At 66.6% G+C, this 16,111-nt stretch carries 15 protein-coding genes and 1 pseudogene; 8 read left to right on the top strand and 8 right to left on the bottom strand.

Features of this window, described 5'->3' with window-relative positions:
• Positions 1–34: 34 nt before the first annotated feature.
• Complete coding sequence (locus NC4_RS26245; protein ID WP_067543345.1) at positions 35–1,087, bottom strand: NAD(P)-dependent alcohol dehydrogenase; 1,053 nt, start codon at positions 1,085–1,087, stop codon at positions 35–37.
• Between NC4_RS26245 and NC4_RS39380 the strand changes: the two are divergent.
• A pseudogene (locus NC4_RS39380) lies at positions 1,086–1,790 on the top strand (ZIP family metal transporter); the annotation flags it as partial. The gene NC4_RS26245 and the pseudogene NC4_RS39380 sit on opposite strands and share 2 nt — an antisense overlap.
• Positions 1,791–1,953: 163 nt before the next feature.
• Complete coding sequence (locus NC4_RS26235) at positions 1,954–2,994, top strand: S1C family serine protease (RefSeq protein WP_245721928.1); 1,041 nt, start codon at positions 1,954–1,956, stop codon at positions 2,992–2,994.
• Positions 2,995–3,042: 48 nt separating this feature from the next.
• Here the strand turns inward: NC4_RS26235 and NC4_RS26230 are convergent, their stop codons facing one another.
• The 4 genes from NC4_RS26230 to NC4_RS26215 all read right to left on the bottom strand — a co-directional run bounded on the left by NC4_RS26230 (position 3,043) and on the right by NC4_RS26215 (position 6,253).
• Positions 3,043–3,627 carry a vitamin K epoxide reductase family protein gene (locus NC4_RS26230; protein ID WP_067543338.1) on the bottom strand — a complete coding sequence of 195 codons (585 nt, stop codon included), beginning with the start codon at positions 3,625–3,627 and terminating at the stop codon, positions 3,043–3,045.
• A complete protein-coding gene (locus NC4_RS26225) occupies positions 3,627–4,427 on the bottom strand; it encodes a DsbA family protein (RefSeq protein ID WP_245721927.1) in 801 nt (266 codons plus the stop codon). Before NC4_RS26225 ends, NC4_RS26230 begins: the two co-directional genes overlap by 1 nt.
• A 106-nt stretch (positions 4,428–4,533) precedes the next feature.
• Positions 4,534–5,511, bottom strand: a complete 978-nt coding sequence (locus NC4_RS26220; RefSeq protein WP_084529783.1) for a polyphosphate kinase 2 family protein — start codon at positions 5,509–5,511, stop codon at positions 4,534–4,536.
• Between the two features lie 73 nt (positions 5,512–5,584).
• The gene (locus NC4_RS26215) at positions 5,585–6,253 is read right to left on the bottom strand and encodes an ESX secretion-associated protein EspG (protein WP_245721926.1); all 669 of its coding nucleotides are present in this window, start codon (positions 6,251–6,253) and stop codon (positions 5,585–5,587) included.
• A gap of 220 nt (positions 6,254–6,473) precedes the next feature.
• On the opposite strand from NC4_RS26215, the gene NC4_RS26210 reads away from it, so the two are divergent.
• Positions 6,474–7,949, top strand: a complete 1,476-nt coding sequence (locus NC4_RS26210; protein WP_218021293.1) for a hypothetical protein — start codon at positions 6,474–6,476, stop codon at positions 7,947–7,949.
• Between the two features lie 66 nt (positions 7,950–8,015).
• Here NC4_RS26210 and NC4_RS26205 read toward each other — a convergent pair whose 3' ends face one another.
• The 3 genes from NC4_RS26205 to NC4_RS26195 all read right to left on the bottom strand — a co-directional run bounded on the left by NC4_RS26205 (position 8,016) and on the right by NC4_RS26195 (position 11,580).
• On the bottom strand, positions 8,016–9,257 hold the full coding sequence (locus tag NC4_RS26205; RefSeq protein WP_067543332.1) for a saccharopine dehydrogenase family protein: 1,242 nt from the start codon (positions 9,255–9,257) through the stop codon (positions 8,016–8,018).
• Positions 9,258–9,280: 23 nt separating this feature from the next.
• Positions 9,281–10,711 carry an ABC1 kinase family protein gene (locus tag NC4_RS26200; protein WP_067543329.1) on the bottom strand — a complete coding sequence of 477 codons (1,431 nt, stop codon included), beginning with the start codon at positions 10,709–10,711 and terminating at the stop codon, positions 9,281–9,283.
• Between the two features lie 140 nt (positions 10,712–10,851).
• Entirely contained in the window at positions 10,852–11,580 is a 729-nt protein-coding gene (locus NC4_RS26195; RefSeq protein WP_084529781.1) for a TetR/AcrR family transcriptional regulator, read from the bottom strand.
• A gap of 210 nt (positions 11,581–11,790) precedes the next feature.
• Between NC4_RS26195 and NC4_RS26190 the strand changes: the two genes are divergently transcribed.
• The 5 genes from NC4_RS26190 to NC4_RS26170 all read left to right on the top strand — a co-directional run bounded on the left by NC4_RS26190 (position 11,791) and on the right by NC4_RS26170 (position 16,000).
• Positions 11,791–13,137, top strand: a complete 1,347-nt coding sequence (locus NC4_RS26190) for a DUF445 domain-containing protein (protein WP_084529806.1) — start codon at positions 11,791–11,793, stop codon at positions 13,135–13,137.
• A gap of 124 nt (positions 13,138–13,261) precedes the next feature.
• On the top strand, positions 13,262–13,813 hold the full coding sequence (locus NC4_RS26185) for a helix-turn-helix domain-containing protein (protein WP_067543326.1): 552 nt from the start codon (positions 13,262–13,264) through the stop codon (positions 13,811–13,813).
• Positions 13,810–14,448 carry a heparin-binding hemagglutinin gene (locus NC4_RS26180; RefSeq protein WP_067543323.1) on the top strand — a complete coding sequence of 213 codons (639 nt, stop codon included), beginning with the start codon at positions 13,810–13,812 and terminating at the stop codon, positions 14,446–14,448. Before NC4_RS26185 ends, NC4_RS26180 begins: the two co-directional genes overlap by 4 nt.
• Positions 14,449–14,572: 124 nt before the next feature.
• On the top strand, positions 14,573–14,869 hold the full coding sequence (locus tag NC4_RS26175) for a DUF2516 family protein (RefSeq protein WP_067543559.1): 297 nt from the start codon (positions 14,573–14,575) through the stop codon (positions 14,867–14,869).
• Between the two features lie 150 nt (positions 14,870–15,019).
• Entirely contained in the window at positions 15,020–16,000 is a 981-nt protein-coding gene (locus NC4_RS26170) for an alpha/beta fold hydrolase (protein ID WP_067543320.1), read from the top strand.
• Positions 16,001–16,111: the final 111 nt, after the last annotated feature.

Here is a 16,111-nt window from a genome sequence, read left to right as displayed (position 1 = left end):
CCGCCCGGTGGGAGGGCCGCCGCGGTGCGTGTTGCTACATGGTCGCGGCGTCGATGACGAAGCGGTACCGCACATCGCTGGCGACCACCCGGTCGTATGCCTCGTCGATGCGATCCGCGGCAATGACCTCGATCTCTGCGCCGATGCCGTGCGCGGCGCAGAAGTTCAGCATCTCCTGGGTCTGCGCGATGCCGCCGATCATGGATCCGGCCAGCGAACGCCGATACCCGGCAATGGTGAAAGGCTTGACCGCCAACGGGTTCTCGGGCAGCCCGAGGATGACCAGCGTGCCGTCCAAGGCCAGCAGCTTCAGGTAGTCGTCGATCGGCAGATCCGCCGACACCGTGTTCAGGATCAGATCGAAGGTCCCGCGCAGCTCCCGGAAGGTCTGCCGGTCGCTGGTCGCGTAGTAGTGGTGCGCTCCGAAGCGCTTACCGTCCTCCTGCTTGCTCAGCGAATGCGACAGCACCGTCACCTCCGCCCCCAGCGCGGCGGCGATCTTCACGCCCACATGCCCGAGCCCGCCCATGCCGATGATGGCGACCTTCTTGCCGGGCCCGGCATTCCAGTGCCGCAGCGGCGAGAACAGGGTGATGCCCGCGCACAGCAGCGGCGCGGCCACATCCAGCCCGATGCCTTCGGGAATGCCGACCACGAACCCCTCGGTCACCACGACCCGGGTGGAGTACCCGCCCATGGTGTATCCGCCCGGCTGGATCTCGGGCGGGACGGTCGTGTTGTAGGTCATGGTCGAGCCCGGGATGCAGTACTGCTCCTCCCCGGCCACGCACGGTTCGCACCGTCCGCAGGAGTCGACCATGCAGCCCACGCCGACCCGATCGCCCACCCGGTGCCGGGTGACGGCGGAGCCGACGGCCGCGACGATGCCCGCGATCTCGTGGCCGGGTACGCAGGGGTATTTCGCCCCGCCCCATTCGTCGCGCGCGGTGTGGATATCGGAGTGGCAGATGCCCGCGAATTTCACATCGATCAGCATATCGTGGGGCCCGAGTTCGCGGCGCTCGATGGTGAGCTTCTCGAATCGGCCATCCGGTGCGGAGACGCCATAGGCGGTAGCAGTGCTCATGGATTCATTGTGGCCTCCGGATCCGGCGCGGCGCGCCCGGCATGTGCCGACCGGTCGGCATGCTGGGCGAATGGCGATTCTGCTGGCACTGGTGTCGATGTGCTCGACGCTTATCGGCGGGTTCGTGGCCGTCCATATCGGGGAACGCAAACGCCTCGTCCTCGGCCTGGCCGCCGGGCTCATGCTCGGCGTGGTGGCCTTCGATCTCCTGCCGGAGGCCCTCGAACAGGACACCAGCGTCGCCCTCGGCGTCCCCGTGCCCATTCTGGCCGCCGTGGTCGGCTTCTTCACCGTGCACATCCTGGAGAAGGGGGTGGCGCTGCACAGCGGGCACGAGGACGAATTCGGTTCGCACCACCACGATTTCGCCACCGTCGGCCTGCTGGCCGGATCCGGGCTGGTGTTCCACAGCTTCCTGGACGGCCTGGGCATCGGCTTCGGCTTCCAGGCCGGTAGCGCGGTCGGATTCGCGGTGGCGCTGGCGGTGATCAGCCACGATTTCGCGGACGGCTTCAATACCTTCACCATCACCACGCTGTACGGCAACGACCGCAGGCGCGGCATCATCCTGTTGGTCGCCGATGCCATCGCCCCGGCGCTCGGCGCCATCGCGGGCACGCTCATCAAAGTCCCGGAACAGCTGGTCGGCATGTACCTGGGATACTTCGCCGGATTCCTGCTCTACCTCGCCACCGCCGATATCCTGCCCGAAGCGCATGCGGGCAAACCATCCAAATGGCCGCTGCTGTGCACCCTGGCGTGGGTGGGTTTCATGCTTGCGGTAACCGCGTTCAGCGCTGAAACTGGTACACCAGTAGGTACAGATACGCCCACGACCGACGGGCGAACGGCAGTCGGGAGGGTTCATGTACGGCCGCATCCTCGCACTCCTGCTCTCCGCCGTCGTGGCGGTGACCGCCTTCCTCGGCTATCGCGGCGATCTCACCGGCTGGCCCTTCCGCGAGGACACGGTCACCGCCACCCTGCTCGGGCCGCCGCTCCCGCCGCTGGACGCCGAATTGGTATCGGGCGTGGTGGAACCCGCGCTGGTCAATGTCACCGCGGGCATCCGCCCCTACGGTCTGGGCGCGGCCGGATCGGGCATCGTGCTCACCGCCGAGGGGCAGGTGCTCACCAGCCATCACGTCATCAAGGGCGCGGATACCGTGACGGTCTCCGATGTTCGCACCGGCGCCACCCATCAGGCCACCGTGCTCGGCTACGACTCGGGCGCGGATATCGCGCTCATCGAATTGTCCGGCGCCGCCGCACTGCCCATTGCCCGGATCGGCAGTTCGGGGCCGCTGCGGCTCGGCGACGAGGTGCTCGCCATCGGCAATGCCGGGGGCACCGGCACGGCCACCGCGGTGGGCGGCGCGGTCACCGGATTGAACAGCGATGTCGTGGCCCGCAATGCGGCCGACCTGAGCCGGAAGACCTTGCGCGGCTTGATCGAAATCGCCGCCCCGGTCAGCGCCGGGCAGTCCGGCGGCGCGCTGGTGGACCGGTACGGGGCCATTGTCGGCGTGGTCACCGCGGCCTCGGGTGAGCTGGCCAAGGCATTGGGCAACGGCCCCAACGGCTATGCGGTGCCGATCGATACGGCCATGGACGTCGTGCGTCAGATCCGTTCCGGCACACCCACCGACACCGTGCACGTGGGCCCGACCGCGACCCTCGGCATTCTCACCTCCGATGCCGAGCAACCGGCGGGAGCGCGTATCGACGTCGCCATCTACGGGCAGCCCGCCTACGCGGCCGGGCTCACCGAAGGCGAGGTGATCACCGCCCTGGACGGGCGTCAGATCAGCGCCGCTCAGAATCTGAAGGCCGCGCTCAACCTGCGCAACCCGAAGATGTCGTGGAATTGCGAATCGCCGAGCCCGGCGGCGGCAGCCGCACGGTGAGCGTGACGCTCACCGTGGGTCCGCCGAACTAGAAGTGGGCCCGCCGAACTAGAACCCGGCGGCGGGCAGCGCCAGCGACCGCCAGTGATCCTGGAACTGGATGTAGACGATCAGGATGACCACCGCGTAGTACACGGCGACCACGGTCCAGCGCCACTCCACCACGATCTGCAGGAAACCGCGGGACTTACCCCACAGCTGCCCGGTCACGATGGCCAGCAGCGGCGGCACCACCGCCCACACCACCATGCACCACGGGCACAGCGCGCGAATATTGAAGACCGCCTCGTAGATCAGCCAGCAGATGAAGCCGACGCCCAGCAGCAGGCCGGTCCACAGCCCGCCCCAGATCCAGCGTGGGAAACCGATGCCCGCCACCGCGAGTACCCCGAGCGTCACCACCACCGAGAAACCGACCACGCCGATGATCGGATTCGGGAAGCCGAAGGCGGCCGCCTGATCCGACTGCATGACCGTGGTGCACGCCACCACCTGGTCGATATTGCACAGCGGCTGGAAACCCGGATCGGTGAAGAGCTTGAACTTGTCGACCAGGAGCGTCACCGACGCGCCCCAGCCGATCAATCCGCCCAGCAGCAACGGCCAGGCGGACCGAGGCGGAGCCGCGATCATCACTTGGCCGCGGCCTCGATGACCGGTTTCAGGCCATCCGGGCTCATCAGCGACTTGCCGTCCTGAACCTGCTCACCATTCACGTACACCGACGGGGTGGACTTGATGCCGGTGTCGAAGACCGCCTTGGTCTCGTCCTTCACATAGGCGACGTAGGTCTGATCCTTGATGCCCTGCGCCACCGACGGATCGGTGTACCCGGCCTCGGTGGCAATGGCGATGAGCTGATCGTCGGTCATGCCCGAACCGCCCTCCTCGGGCTGCTTGTCGAACATGATGGACAGCCAGTTCTGGAACTTGGACGGGTCGTTGGCGGCCACCACGTAGGCCGCATTGGCCGCGCGGGTGGAGAACATATTGTTGCCCGAGGCCCGGTCCAGGAACGAGATGATGTTGTACTCGACCTTGGCGGTGCCATTGGCGACCGCGTCCTCGAGGGCCTTGGAGTTGGCCTGCTCGAACATCTTGCAGGCCGGGCACTGCATATCGGCCACGACCTGCACCCGCACCTTGGCATCGGACTTGCCGACGACGATGGCGCCGCCCTCGGTGACATTCGCGGGCTTCGTGCCGGAGGTCGAGACGACCGGTGCGAAGGCGCCCGACGCGGACTTGTCATCGGACTTGCGCATGGCCAGTCCGATGCCGATCGCAGCGACGAGGCCAACCAGGACGGCGGCCACGCCCACCTGGATGAAGATCTTTCGATTGCGATCGGCCCGCTGCGCCTTCGCGAGCGGATTCTTGCGATCACCCGGCTTGCTGCTCACCTGTGCGCTCACCACGCCTTTCGTTGTCACGAATCGTGCGGGCCCATCTTCGCCCGTGAACCTGAGAGAACGCTGTATCTGATTTGCCTCCGCTGCGCTCCGGCTGTTCGCGGCCCCCGCGAACTTTGGGTGAGTGTCAGGCCAGCTCGAGGAGCTTCTTCTGTTCCTCTACATCGAAATTCGCGGGCGGCCAGTCCAGCTTCAGCCCCTGTAGGGCGTCGATCAGCAGTTCGGTGACCGCGAGCCGCGAGTACCACTTGTGATCGCAGGGCAGCACGTGCCAGGGCGCGTATTCGGTGCTGGTGCGATCCAGGACAGCTTGGTACGCATCCTGATACGCGGGCCAGTAGGCGCGCTCATCGATATCGTTCGGATTGAATTTCCAGTATTTGTCGGTGCGTTCCAGCCGCTCCATGAGGCGGCGCTTCTGCTCCTCGAGCGAGACGAACATGGCCACCTTCACCACGGTGGTGCCGCTGTCGACCAGTTTGGCCTCGAATTTGTTGATCTCGTCGTAGCGCTTCTCCCACACCTCGGGGGCGACCAGATCGTGCACGCGCACGACCAGCACGTCCTCGTAGTGCGAGCGGTCGAAGACGCCGAGCTGACCGGCGCGCGGGAGCTGGCGGCGGATGCGCCACAGGAAGTGGTGCTTCTTCTCCTCCGCGGTGGGCACGCCGAAGGCCGCGTGGTCCACGCCCTGCGGATCGACCGAGCCGATCACGTGCCGGACGATGCCGCCCTTGCCCGCGGTGTCCATGCCCTGCAGCACCAGCAGCACATTGCGGGTGTCGCCGGAACGACCGTTGGCGTGCAGCTTCTCCTGCAGGTCCGACAGCAGCAGCGAGCGTTCGGCGAGTAGCTGTTCACCGGCGCGCTTGTCGCCCTTGAAGCCCGGGGTGGCGGAGGTGTCGATATCGTGCACCTTGACGCCGTCGGCCTGCAGGACCGTGGTGACCGGTTTCGCCCAGGACGGCGACTTCGAGCTCGGCTCCAGCTCGACTGCCTTATCGGACTTCGCTGCCTTTCCCGACTTTCCGGCCTTCTTGGTCTTCTCGGCCTTCGATGTCTTGTCGGCCTTCGAACCTTTGCCGGTCTTTGAAGCTTTTGCCATCCAACATGGTTAACACGAGGTGTCCGATCGCGCAGGCAAGCGCGCCGAAAAGTTCAGCCGCCCGCCACTTGACTCAGATCCGGGCCAGATGCATGAGCTGTTCGGCCAGTTCGGCATCGGTGACCGGGGTGAGCGTCAGATCCGTGGCCGTGGTGAGCAGATAGCGGCCGTCCCCGGAGAAATCCAGCCAGGTGCGGTGCCGGGTCGGCGGGGAGAGCGGATTGGCGGGTTCCACGGTGACGGTGATGAATCCGCGCGCGTCCATCGGTTCGCGCAATTTGCGGCGGAACTGTTCACCCTCGTCGACGGCCGGTGCGGGGCCCAGCACCGTCTGCTGCGGTTCGCGCATGGCGGCGCACCGCCCGGCCGGGGCCGAACCGATGATCTCCACCAGTTCCTGGCCGAGTTGATCGGCCGGGCACATCAGGATGGTGACGGTCTCCGGTAGCGCCACCAGGATGCCCGCGCGCTGCTGGGCCACCGCCGCGAAGGCGAGGATGCGGCGCGGATCCGGGCCGCTGGTGCGTTCGCCGTAGAGCGTGATGGTGGTGGTGTCGGTACGGGCGCACAGCATGAGCGCGGCCGTCAGTTCCGGATCGATGCGGCGCAGTAGGTGATTGCGCAATCGCGGTGCGGCGGCGGTCTTCTCGGCTGGGGGCGGCAGCGTGTCGAGGGGGTAGGGGCGGCGGTCCAGATCGGTTTCGCGCGTCCAGACCAGGGCGAACTCATCCGGGGTCAGCATCCATTTCACAGTGGCCGACCCCCCTTTCCGCGGTACGACCCTCCGTCCCGTTCGCGACCCTACCGGAGGGAATTCGCGGGCGGGACCGGTCCGTCAATGGCCCTTACTGTGACGTGGTGCACGGTATTTTTCCGCGTCCCGGTATGCGATCATGCGATTTCGGTCAGCTGACCAGCGGACTGTGACGGCGCTGCGCCGCAAGCGAATAGCCGAGGTAGAGATGAAATCCGCGCTGCTCATGGCCGTGGCGATTACCGCGAGCGTGCTCGGCGCAGGCACCGCGACCGCCGTGCCGATCCCCTTGGTTCCCGGTGGCGGCGCGGAATTCCTGGGTGCACCGGCGCAATCGCGGCCCATCCTCGGCGTACCCGCGGTACCGCGGCATCCCGGACTGGCGGCCAATGGCGACGCGGGCATCCACAACGACGGCTGGATGACCGACACCTACACCCGGCCCGGACCGCTCGGCCACGACACCCGGGTCGACTCGCTGCTGCTCCGCAGCGAATGCGGCTCCATCGCCTTCGACCGCGCGGCCCGGATCGTGGCCACCTGCCCCGGCCTGAATCCTGGTCTGTACCTGATCGATCCGGCCGCCATGCGGGTGCTCGGCAGATACCCGCTGCCCGGCCGTGGCCCCGGTGAATTCCTGAAGCCGGGCGCCTTCACGAATTTCGGTGGCGGCGCTTACTTCTCGCTCGACGACCAGGACCGCGCGGTGGTCGGCGCGAGCAACGGCCACGTGCTGGTGCTCGCCGAGAACCCGACCGCCGACGGCTTCACCCTCGAACGCGACTACGACCTCACCGGCGCCCTGCACCCCGGCGAAACCCTCAACTCGGTCCTCCCCGACACCGACGGCCTGCTCTGGTTCGTCGCCAAGACCAACGGCGTGGTCGGCACCATCGACCCGGAAACCGGTGCGGTCCAAGTGATCCGCCTCGGCACCGGCGCCGACGGCCAAATCCAGAACTCCTTCGCCGTCGGCCCCGAGGGCGATGTCTACATAGCCACCAACCGCGAACTGCTCCGCTTCGACGCCGCCCCCGACGGCGCACCCACCATCACCTGGCGCGTCACCTACGCCAACAGCGGCCAGCACAAACCCGGCCAGGTGGACGACGGCACCGGCACCACCCCCACCCTCCTCCCCGGCGGCTACGTAGCCATCACCGACAACGCCGACCCCATGAACGTGGTCGTCTACCGCACCGCCCCCACCGCCGACCGCGAAGTCTGTTCCGTGCCGGTCTTCTCGAAAGGCGCGAGCAATACCGAGAACTCGCTCATAGGCGCAGGCAACTCCCTCATCGTCGAGAACAACTACGGCTACACCGGCCCCGAATCCACCACCGGCGGCAAGACCACAACCCCGGGATTCGCCCGCGTCGACATCACCCCCGACGGCACCGGCTGCCACCTGGTCTGGACCAACACCACCGTCGCCGCCCCGAGCGTCGTCCCCAAACTCTCCCTGGCCACGGGCCTGATCTACACCTACACCAAGGGCACGGAGATCACCGACCCCTGGTACTGGACCGCCCTCGACTTCCACACCGGAAACCTGGTGTGGCAACGCCACTCCGGCTCCGGCCCGCTCTACAACAACAACTACGCAGGTTTGGCCCTGGGCCCGGACGGCTCCGCCTACCTCGGCACCCTCGGCGGCCTGATCACCCTGCGAGACGGCAACTGAGCCTCTTGGGTTTGGGCGTAGCCCTACATGGGGGTTTGGGGGCGTAGCCCCCAAGAATCCCCTTCATCACACGGTGGTGACCTCGATTGTCATGTCCGCCTTGCGGAGTCGGTCGGTGAGGGCGTCGCCCATGGCGGAGGCGGGGGTGAGGATGCCTGCGATTTCTGGGAGTTTGTCGAAGGCCAGTGCCAGACCGGATTGGCCGAGGAGGACCGAGGTGGCTTGGTAGCCCGGGTCGCCCTGGGCGGCGAAGGTGCACAGGTACTTTGCGCCGGAGGTGGTGTGGGCGAAGGTCTTCATGGTGAACCAGCCGCTGCGGCGGGCTTTTTCGCTGGGCCCGGTGCCGGGTTTGGGGACTACGCGGTCGAGGAGTTTGCGGCCGAAGCCGACTCGGGAGAGAACGGCGCCCGCCACCATGGTCGCCACGATGCCGCCGCTGATACCGGCCGCGACCAGGGGTGCGGCCGTCGAGGAGCCGACCGCCATGACCTCGCGGTAGCGGAAGTTCTTGCCGTACGGCCAGCCCAGCAGGCCATTGGAGCGGCGCACGATCTTGGTGTTGTGCGCGGCCATGATGAAGGTCGCCACCCAGCCGCGCAGGCTCGGATCGATATTCTCGGCCCGCTCCAGGGCCTGATCGGTCTGGCGGCCGACATCGGGATCCATGGACTTGTCGGGGCTCAGCGAATACGGGTGCGACATGATCGACGCCTTCTTCGGTTCGGCCGCAATGGCTTCCATCATGGCGCGACCGGAATCGACGGTGCCGCCGCTGACGCCGCCCTTCAGCGCCGCCACCAGGGTGGTGTCGGTGAGCTCGCCGGTATTGTCGGCGACACTGCGCTTGTAGAGCTGATACACGCTCAGATCCGACGGAATCGAGTCGTACCCACAGGAATTCACGATCTTCGCACTGGTCTCGGCGGCCTTGTCGCCGAAGCGGTCGATGCATTCCCGAATGAACAGCGGCTCACCGGTGAGATCGGCGTAATGGGTGCCGTTCTCGGCGCACGCCCGCACCAGCGGCAGACCGTAGCGCAGGTACGGGCCGACGGTGCTGACCACGACCTTGGTGCGCGCCGCGAGCGCGTCCAGACTGGCCTGATCGGTGGAATCGGCTTGTACCAGCGGCCATTCCGCGGCCGCCGCGCCGAGTTCGGCGCGCACGTCGGCCAGCTTCTGCGGCGACCGCCCCGCCAGCGCGATCCGCGCACCGGCGGGCGCGGCATCGCGTAGATACTCCGCCGTCAGCTTGCCGACGAAACCGGTCGCGCCGAACAGCACGATGTCGAATTCTCGTTCTGCCATGTCATTCCCGTCCGATCGGGTTCTCACGCCTTAGCAGCGCGCTTACGAGTCTTTTTCGCGGGTGCGGTGGTAGGTGCGCCGCCGGGGCGATTGGCCAGCCATTCATGATGGGCGCGCCCGAGTTCGGTGACCGGATCGTCGCCGTAGAGCCATTCGCGGGCAATGCGATGCCAATTGCCGGTCGCCTCCAGCTGACCCAGCATGCCGAAGGTGAGGAAATCGGCGCGCCGCGAGAACAGATGCTCCGGCGGCAGATTCTGCTGCTTCATGCCCGCGAACTCGCTCGCGCGCGGGTCCACGGCCAGCACGAACGCCCCGGAGGCCAGCTCCGGGGTAATGGTCAGCTCCTCGTCCACCAGCGCCCATTCACAGGCCGCCAGCACGTATTCGAGGCATTCCTCCGGCGTGATCTCCTCCGGCGATTCGATGATCCCGCGCTCGACCATGAGATTGCGCAGATCCTCCGCCCGCTCCTCGGCTGCCGCGCGAATGCAGATGGCCTCGAACTGCACGTGTTCGGGATCCATCCGGTTGTAGAGCCCGAAATCCAGGAATGCCACCCGCCCGTCCGGGCCCAGCAGCAGATTCCCGGGATGCGGGTCACCGCAGAATTCATTGAAGGTGAACAGCGAACCCACATAGAACCGGTAGATGATCTCCCCGATCCTATTGCGTTCCGCCGCGGGCATTTCCCGGATCTCCTCGAACCCCTTGCCCGGGAAGTATTCGCTCACCAGCACTCTCGTGGTGGACAGCTCCGGCATGGTGCTCGGCACGAAGATGAACGGATGCCCGGTGAACAGCTCGGCGATCTGCTTCTGGGTGGTGGCCTCGGCCACGTAGTCGAGCTCGCTCTCCAGGTTCAGCCGCAACTCGTCCAATACCGCGGGCGTCACCCACGGCATGGCCTGCTGCAGGATCCGCCGGAACATGGCCAGGTTCTTCAGATCCGCGCGCACGGCCGCGTCGATGCCCGGGTACTGCACCTTGACCGCGACTTCCCGCCCGTCGTGCAGCGTCGCCTTGTAGACCTGCCCGATGGAGGCGGCGGCAATGGGTTCCGGATCGAACTCCGCGAAGACTTCCTTGATGGACTTCCCGTAGTCCTCTTCGATGACGGCCTGCATGACCTCGAACGACACCGACGGCGCGCTGTCGCGCAGCACCGCCAGCCGCCGCTGGAACCGCTCCCGATGCTGCGGCGGCACCAGATCCAGATCCAGCACCGAGAGCATCTGCCCGAGCTTCATGGCGACGCCCTTCATGGTGCCCAGCACCATGACCATCTGCTTGGTCGCCCGGATCATGGATTCCTCGGCCATCCGGGCGCGCACCGCCTCGGACCGACCGCGCATGGAACGCCGGGTGCGCTGCGCGCGTATGGCATTGCCGGCCACGGCCATTCCCAGCTTCGTCCCCCGCGCGATCCTGGATGTGGGCAGCTCTTTTGCCATCGTTGACCCTCCATTGGAGCCGACGCCCCCTTCGGCGCCGACGCGGCGGATACCCCGATGTGCCCGCCTCGGTTCAGCCTAACCACAGGACGATCTTCGAGCCCAGCGTCGAATCGGCCAGGCTTTCCGGGCGCGCGGACTCAGTCCACGTTCTCCGGATCCGGCAGCACGTGCGGCCGGGAGTTGAACCACACGCGGTCACCGCCCGCGCGCACCATGCCCTCGACGGCGCCCCACGCCATCATGGTCAGGTAGTCGAGCATCTCCTCGCTGGACATGGTGCGGTTGGTGATCCACCAGTCCGTCGCCAGCTGCACGCCGCCGACCAGCACGTAGGCCCACAGCATGGCGCCTTCGGTCTGCACCTTGCGGTCGAAGGCCTTGTCGATGATGACCGCCGACACCACCTGCGCGAAGAGCTTCTCGAAATCGGCGAGGGTGGAGGTGTCGGTGGACGAGCCATTGCCCATGATGAAGCGGTAGACGTCGGTATCGGCGTCCACGGTGTGCACGTACGCGGCCAGCGTATTGCGCACCAGCTGGTATTCGTCGAGATCGTCGCTGATGGCCTCGTAGATGCGCGGCATGAGCGTGGTCTCGATGAACCGCTCCATGGTGGCGCGGGTCAGATCCTGCTTATCGGAGAAGTATCGGTACAGCACGGTTTTCGAGACGCCGATCTCGGCGGCGATCTCGTCCATGCCCACATCCTCGCCGCGTTTGCGGATGGCGGCGAGCGTGCCGTCCACCAGCTCTTCCCGGCGATCGATCTTGTGCTGCTGCCAGCGCCGCTTTCGACCGTCCACCCGGCCCGCGGTGCGGGTTCCGGCGGCGTCGAGGGCGGCGCTCACGGTGCCCTTGGTGCTCACGCTTTCCTACCTCCTGCGAACCCATCGCGGCATCCTGTGAACCCACCGCGGCTATCGGCGTCGACGACTGTTCGGGTAGACAGCGTGGGCTCCTTGTTCGCGTGTTGTGCTGGGCCTATTCAGCTTAAGCCTCGCATGCTCGGGTACGTCGTTGTTCGGGACCGGCCCGGTGTGGGGGAGTAGGTCACAGCAACCAGCAGAATGGAACATATGGAGCAACCTGCCGGCAGTGCCGGGGTACTCGAGAAGAGCGGGCGCGCGCCGAAGCCGACCGCCCCGCCGGGCGGAGCGTTCGCCGACCTCCTGGACGAGGAGGGCAAGAAGCGCGAACTCTGGCGAATGAAGGCCATCGCCACCGGATTCCTGCTGGTGGCGACGGTGGTTTACCTGTTCTGCCGGTGGACCGAATCCCGCGGTGGCGGCGGGGAATGGGTCGGTTACGTCCGGGCCGCGTCGGAGGCGGGCATGGTCGGCGCGCTGGCCGACTGGTTCGCCGTGACGGCCCTGTTCCGGCATCCGCTGGGCCTGCCCATCCCGCACACGGCCATCATCCGGAAGAAAAAAGATCAACTCGGCGCGGGTCTGGGTGATTTCGTCCGCACCAATTTCCTTTCTCCCGATGCGGTCGCGGAGAAGGTGAATTCCGCGCAGATCTCCCTGCGTCTAGGCCGCTGGATGGCCGATCCCGAGCATGCCGCCCGGGTCTCGGACGAGAGCGCGACCATTCTGCGCGCGGTCGTCGGCGTGCTGCGCGACGAGGATGTCGAGCAGATCATCGACCAGACCATCGTCAAACGCATTGCCGAACCGCTGTGGGGTCCGCCCATCGGCAAAGTGCTCGACGAGCTCATATCCGAGAACCGGCAGGCCCCGCTGCTGGATCTGCTGGCCGAGCGCGCGCACCAGTGGGCCCTCGATTCGCAGGAGACCATCGACCGCATCGTGAACCGCGACGCCCCGGGCTGGGCGCCGAAATTCGTGAACTCGCTGCTGGCCGAGCGCATTTATCGGGAACTGGTGGAATTCACCTGGAAGGTGCGCACCCAGCCCGATCACGAGGTGCGGCTGGCGGCGAATCGTTTCCTCGAGGATTTCGCGCACGATCTGCAATTCGACGACGCCATGATCAAGAAGGCGGAGCGGATCAAGGCCGAGCTGATGGGCCGCGACGAGATCACCGGCCTGGCGCACGCCACCTGGCGCGCGGCCAAGCGCATGATCCTGGAATCGGCGGAGGATCCCGATTCCACGCTGCGCCGCAAGGTGCAGGAGAACGTGCAGAACCTCGGCGAGCGGCTCTCGACAGATCCGGAGATGCGCGACAAGGTGGACGGGTGGCTGGAGCGCGGCGTCCGGTATCTGGTCGCGAACTACGGCGACGAGTTCGCGACGCTGGTCAGCGATACGGTTGCCCGCTGGGACGGGGAGGAAGCCAGCCGCAAGATCGAATTGGCGGCGGGCAAGGATCTGCAATTCATTCGCATCAACGGCACCGTCGTCGGTTCGCTGGCGGGCCTGGCAATTTATACCGTTTCGCATTTGCTGTTCAACGGCTGATCGTTTGTCCAACAATGGCCGGTGAAGTGGCCGCCGGTCGTTTGCTCACAGGGTGCTAGCAGACTGCTTGCAAGAGCTAGCACCCCGCTCTAGAATTGACCGTACAACCGCCGGAAGGTGCGTGATGAAACACGATCCCGAGGTTCCCGAACCGGCCGACGGCGAGAAAGCGGAGACGTCCGCCGACGCCGAAGACCTGACGGGCCGCGTCGCCAGCGCGGCACACGACATCGGGGGCTTCATCCGGGCGCAACGCGAGGCCGCCCAGGTCTCGCTGCGTCAGCTCGCACAGCTGGCGGGGGTGAGCAATCCGTACTTGAGCCAGATCGAACGCGGACTGCGAAACCCGTCCGCCGAGGTGCTCGCGCAGATCGCAAAGGGTCTGCGGGTGTCCTCGGAGGTCTTGTACATGCGGGCCGGGTACCTCGAACAGAGGCCGCACGGTCCGGTCCGGGATGCCCTGCTGGCCGACGCTCAGCTGACCGAACGCCAGAAGCAGGTCCTCCTGGATATCTACGAATCGTTCCGCCGGGAAAACCAGGCGAACGAGGACCGAGGGGACGCGACGGACCCGAAGGGGGGCGTCCCAGGGGGAATCGGGGGCAGCACTGCCCCCAGGGACAACGAGGTTCCGCACCGCACCGAAGTTCCGCCACGCCAGGAGAACGAATCATGACCGAACCCAAGATCAGCACCGCCACCGTGACCAAGCCCCTCTGCTCGGGCATCGGCGCCGGTGACGCCATCTACGCCTCCTTCCTCGACATTGTCGAGAAGCTGCGCACCCGCGCCCAGTCCGCCGATGTCACCGGCCGCGTCGAAGAGGCCCGCGAGCGCTTCGCCAACCTCCCGGCCGATGTCCAGGAGCAGGTCGAGGTCATTCGCCAGCGCGTCTCCGCGCTGCCGTCCGAACTGCCCGAGGACCTGGCTGAGCTGCGCGAGAAGGCCACCCCCGAGGAGCTGCGCAAGCTCGTCGACCAGTACTACCACTCGCTGCTGGACCTCTACGCCGATCTCGCCGCCCGCGGTGAGGAGACCGTCGAGAAGCTGCGCGCCAACCCGACCTTCGAGGAGCGCTTCGAGCAGGTCGAGTCCCTCTACAAGGACCTGGTTGCGCAGACCCAGGATGTCGTGGAGAAGGTTTCCGAGCAGGTCGCCCCGCTCCTGGGCCGGGCCAAGGAAGAGGCCGAGGAGGAGGAGACCGTGGACGCCGAGGTCGTCGGCGTGACCACCGAATCCGAGCCCGCCGAGGCCGCCGCCCCCGCCAAGAAGGCTCCGGCCAAGAAGGCCGCGCCCGCCGCCAAGAAGTAATCCGTTCGGGCACGAAAGTACTTGCGGCCCTCGCACATTCCGTGTGCGGGGGCCGCGGTCGTGCGCGGGCCGGGCGCGCGGCGCTGGCGTTTTCGGCGGGTGACCGCCGGGTCTGCCGCATATGATGGGTTGGGTGATTGGAATTCCCGGAATCATTCTGACCGTGATTCAGCTCGGCGCGATCGCCATGACGGTGTTCGCGTTGATTCATGCGATCCGGCAGCGCCCGGATGCCTTCACCGCCGTCGACAAGCTGAGCAAGCCGATCTGGATCGCCATTCTGGCGGCCGCGCTGGGCGGTTTGCTGCTGGCGCGCACTCCGGTGGGGTTGCTGGGCATCGCGGCCATTGTCGCGACCGGCGTGTACCTGGCCGATGTGCGGCCCAAGGTGGATGAGATCCAGCGCGGTCCGCGCTGGTAGCGGCGTCGCCGACACGATTTCTGGCCGTCGCCCGTTGACCGGGCGGCGGCCGTTTTTTGATTCCAACACGAAAAATTTAGGGTGCTAGCTCTAGCTAGCACCACCGCATGGGGGTTACTATATCGGTCAGTAACACAAAGGAGTGTCCCTATGCGAGCAATGCTGCGAGCGCACCGGGCGAACCTGCGAACCCGGACCTACGGCACCGCGGATCTGAATCCGCCCGCCGGGCCCTACGAGGTCGTCCCGGTCACCGCGACCGACGGCGCCCGGCTGCGGGTGCACTCCTACGGTCCCGCCGACGGCAATGTCCTGGTGCTGGTGCACGGGTGGACCTGCTGCATCGAATACTGGAATCCGCAGATCAATGCCTTCGCCGGTGAGTACCGCGTGGTCGCCTACGACGTCCGCGGCCACGGCGAGAGCGAATTGGGCACCGCCGCGCTCACCACCGATCAACTCGCCGACGATCTCGACGCGGTCCTCGACGCCGTGCTGCGGCCGGGTCAGCGGGCCGTCCTGGTGGGACACAGCCTGGGCGGCATGACCATTCAGGCCTGGGCCGGACGGTATCCCGAGCAGGTCGCGCGGCGCGCGCTCGCGGTGCTCATGACGAATACGGCCCCCGGCAATCTCATTGCCGAGACCACGGTGGTGCCGTTCTTCAATCGCGGTCCGCTGCGCCTGCCGTTCCGGATCAGGTTGCTCGGATTGAGCTTCCCGATCGTCTTCCCGCCGGTGGCCCCGGTGCGGTGGCTGTTCCGGCGGCAGATCATGAGCCTGGATTCGGTCGGCGACATCGCCGAATTCGGGATGAATATCGTGCGCTCCTGCCCGGCGCGGGTACGCGGCAAGTTCGGCACGCTGCTGTCGCATCTGGACGTGGGCCGCGGCGCGGTCAACCTGACCGTCCCGACCAGCCTGATCGCGGGTTCCGCGGACGATATGACGCCCATCGTGCACACCGATCGGATCGCCGAGATGCTCCGGGAGATGGGCAGTCTGGACGGCTATCGGATCCTGCCGACCGGCCACCTCGGGAATGTCGAGGCGTATCAGGAATTCAACGGCGAACTGGCGCGAGTCGCCAAGTCCGCGTTCGGCTCTCCCGCCGAGGCGGTCGGTTTGTGATCCATTCGCAAGCTGGATCGCGAATGCCCTTGTGGCGGAACGGGTATCCCGATATAGCGGGCCGCATGCGGACGGATCGAAAGATTTTGCCGCTTGCTCTAGCAAGCACTG

This window comes from Nocardia crassostreae (assembly GCF_001613405.1).
Taxonomy (GTDB): Bacteria; Actinomycetota; Actinomycetes; order Mycobacteriales; family Mycobacteriaceae; genus Nocardia; species Nocardia crassostreae.
This window is presented reverse-complemented; position numbering and strand designations above follow the sequence as displayed.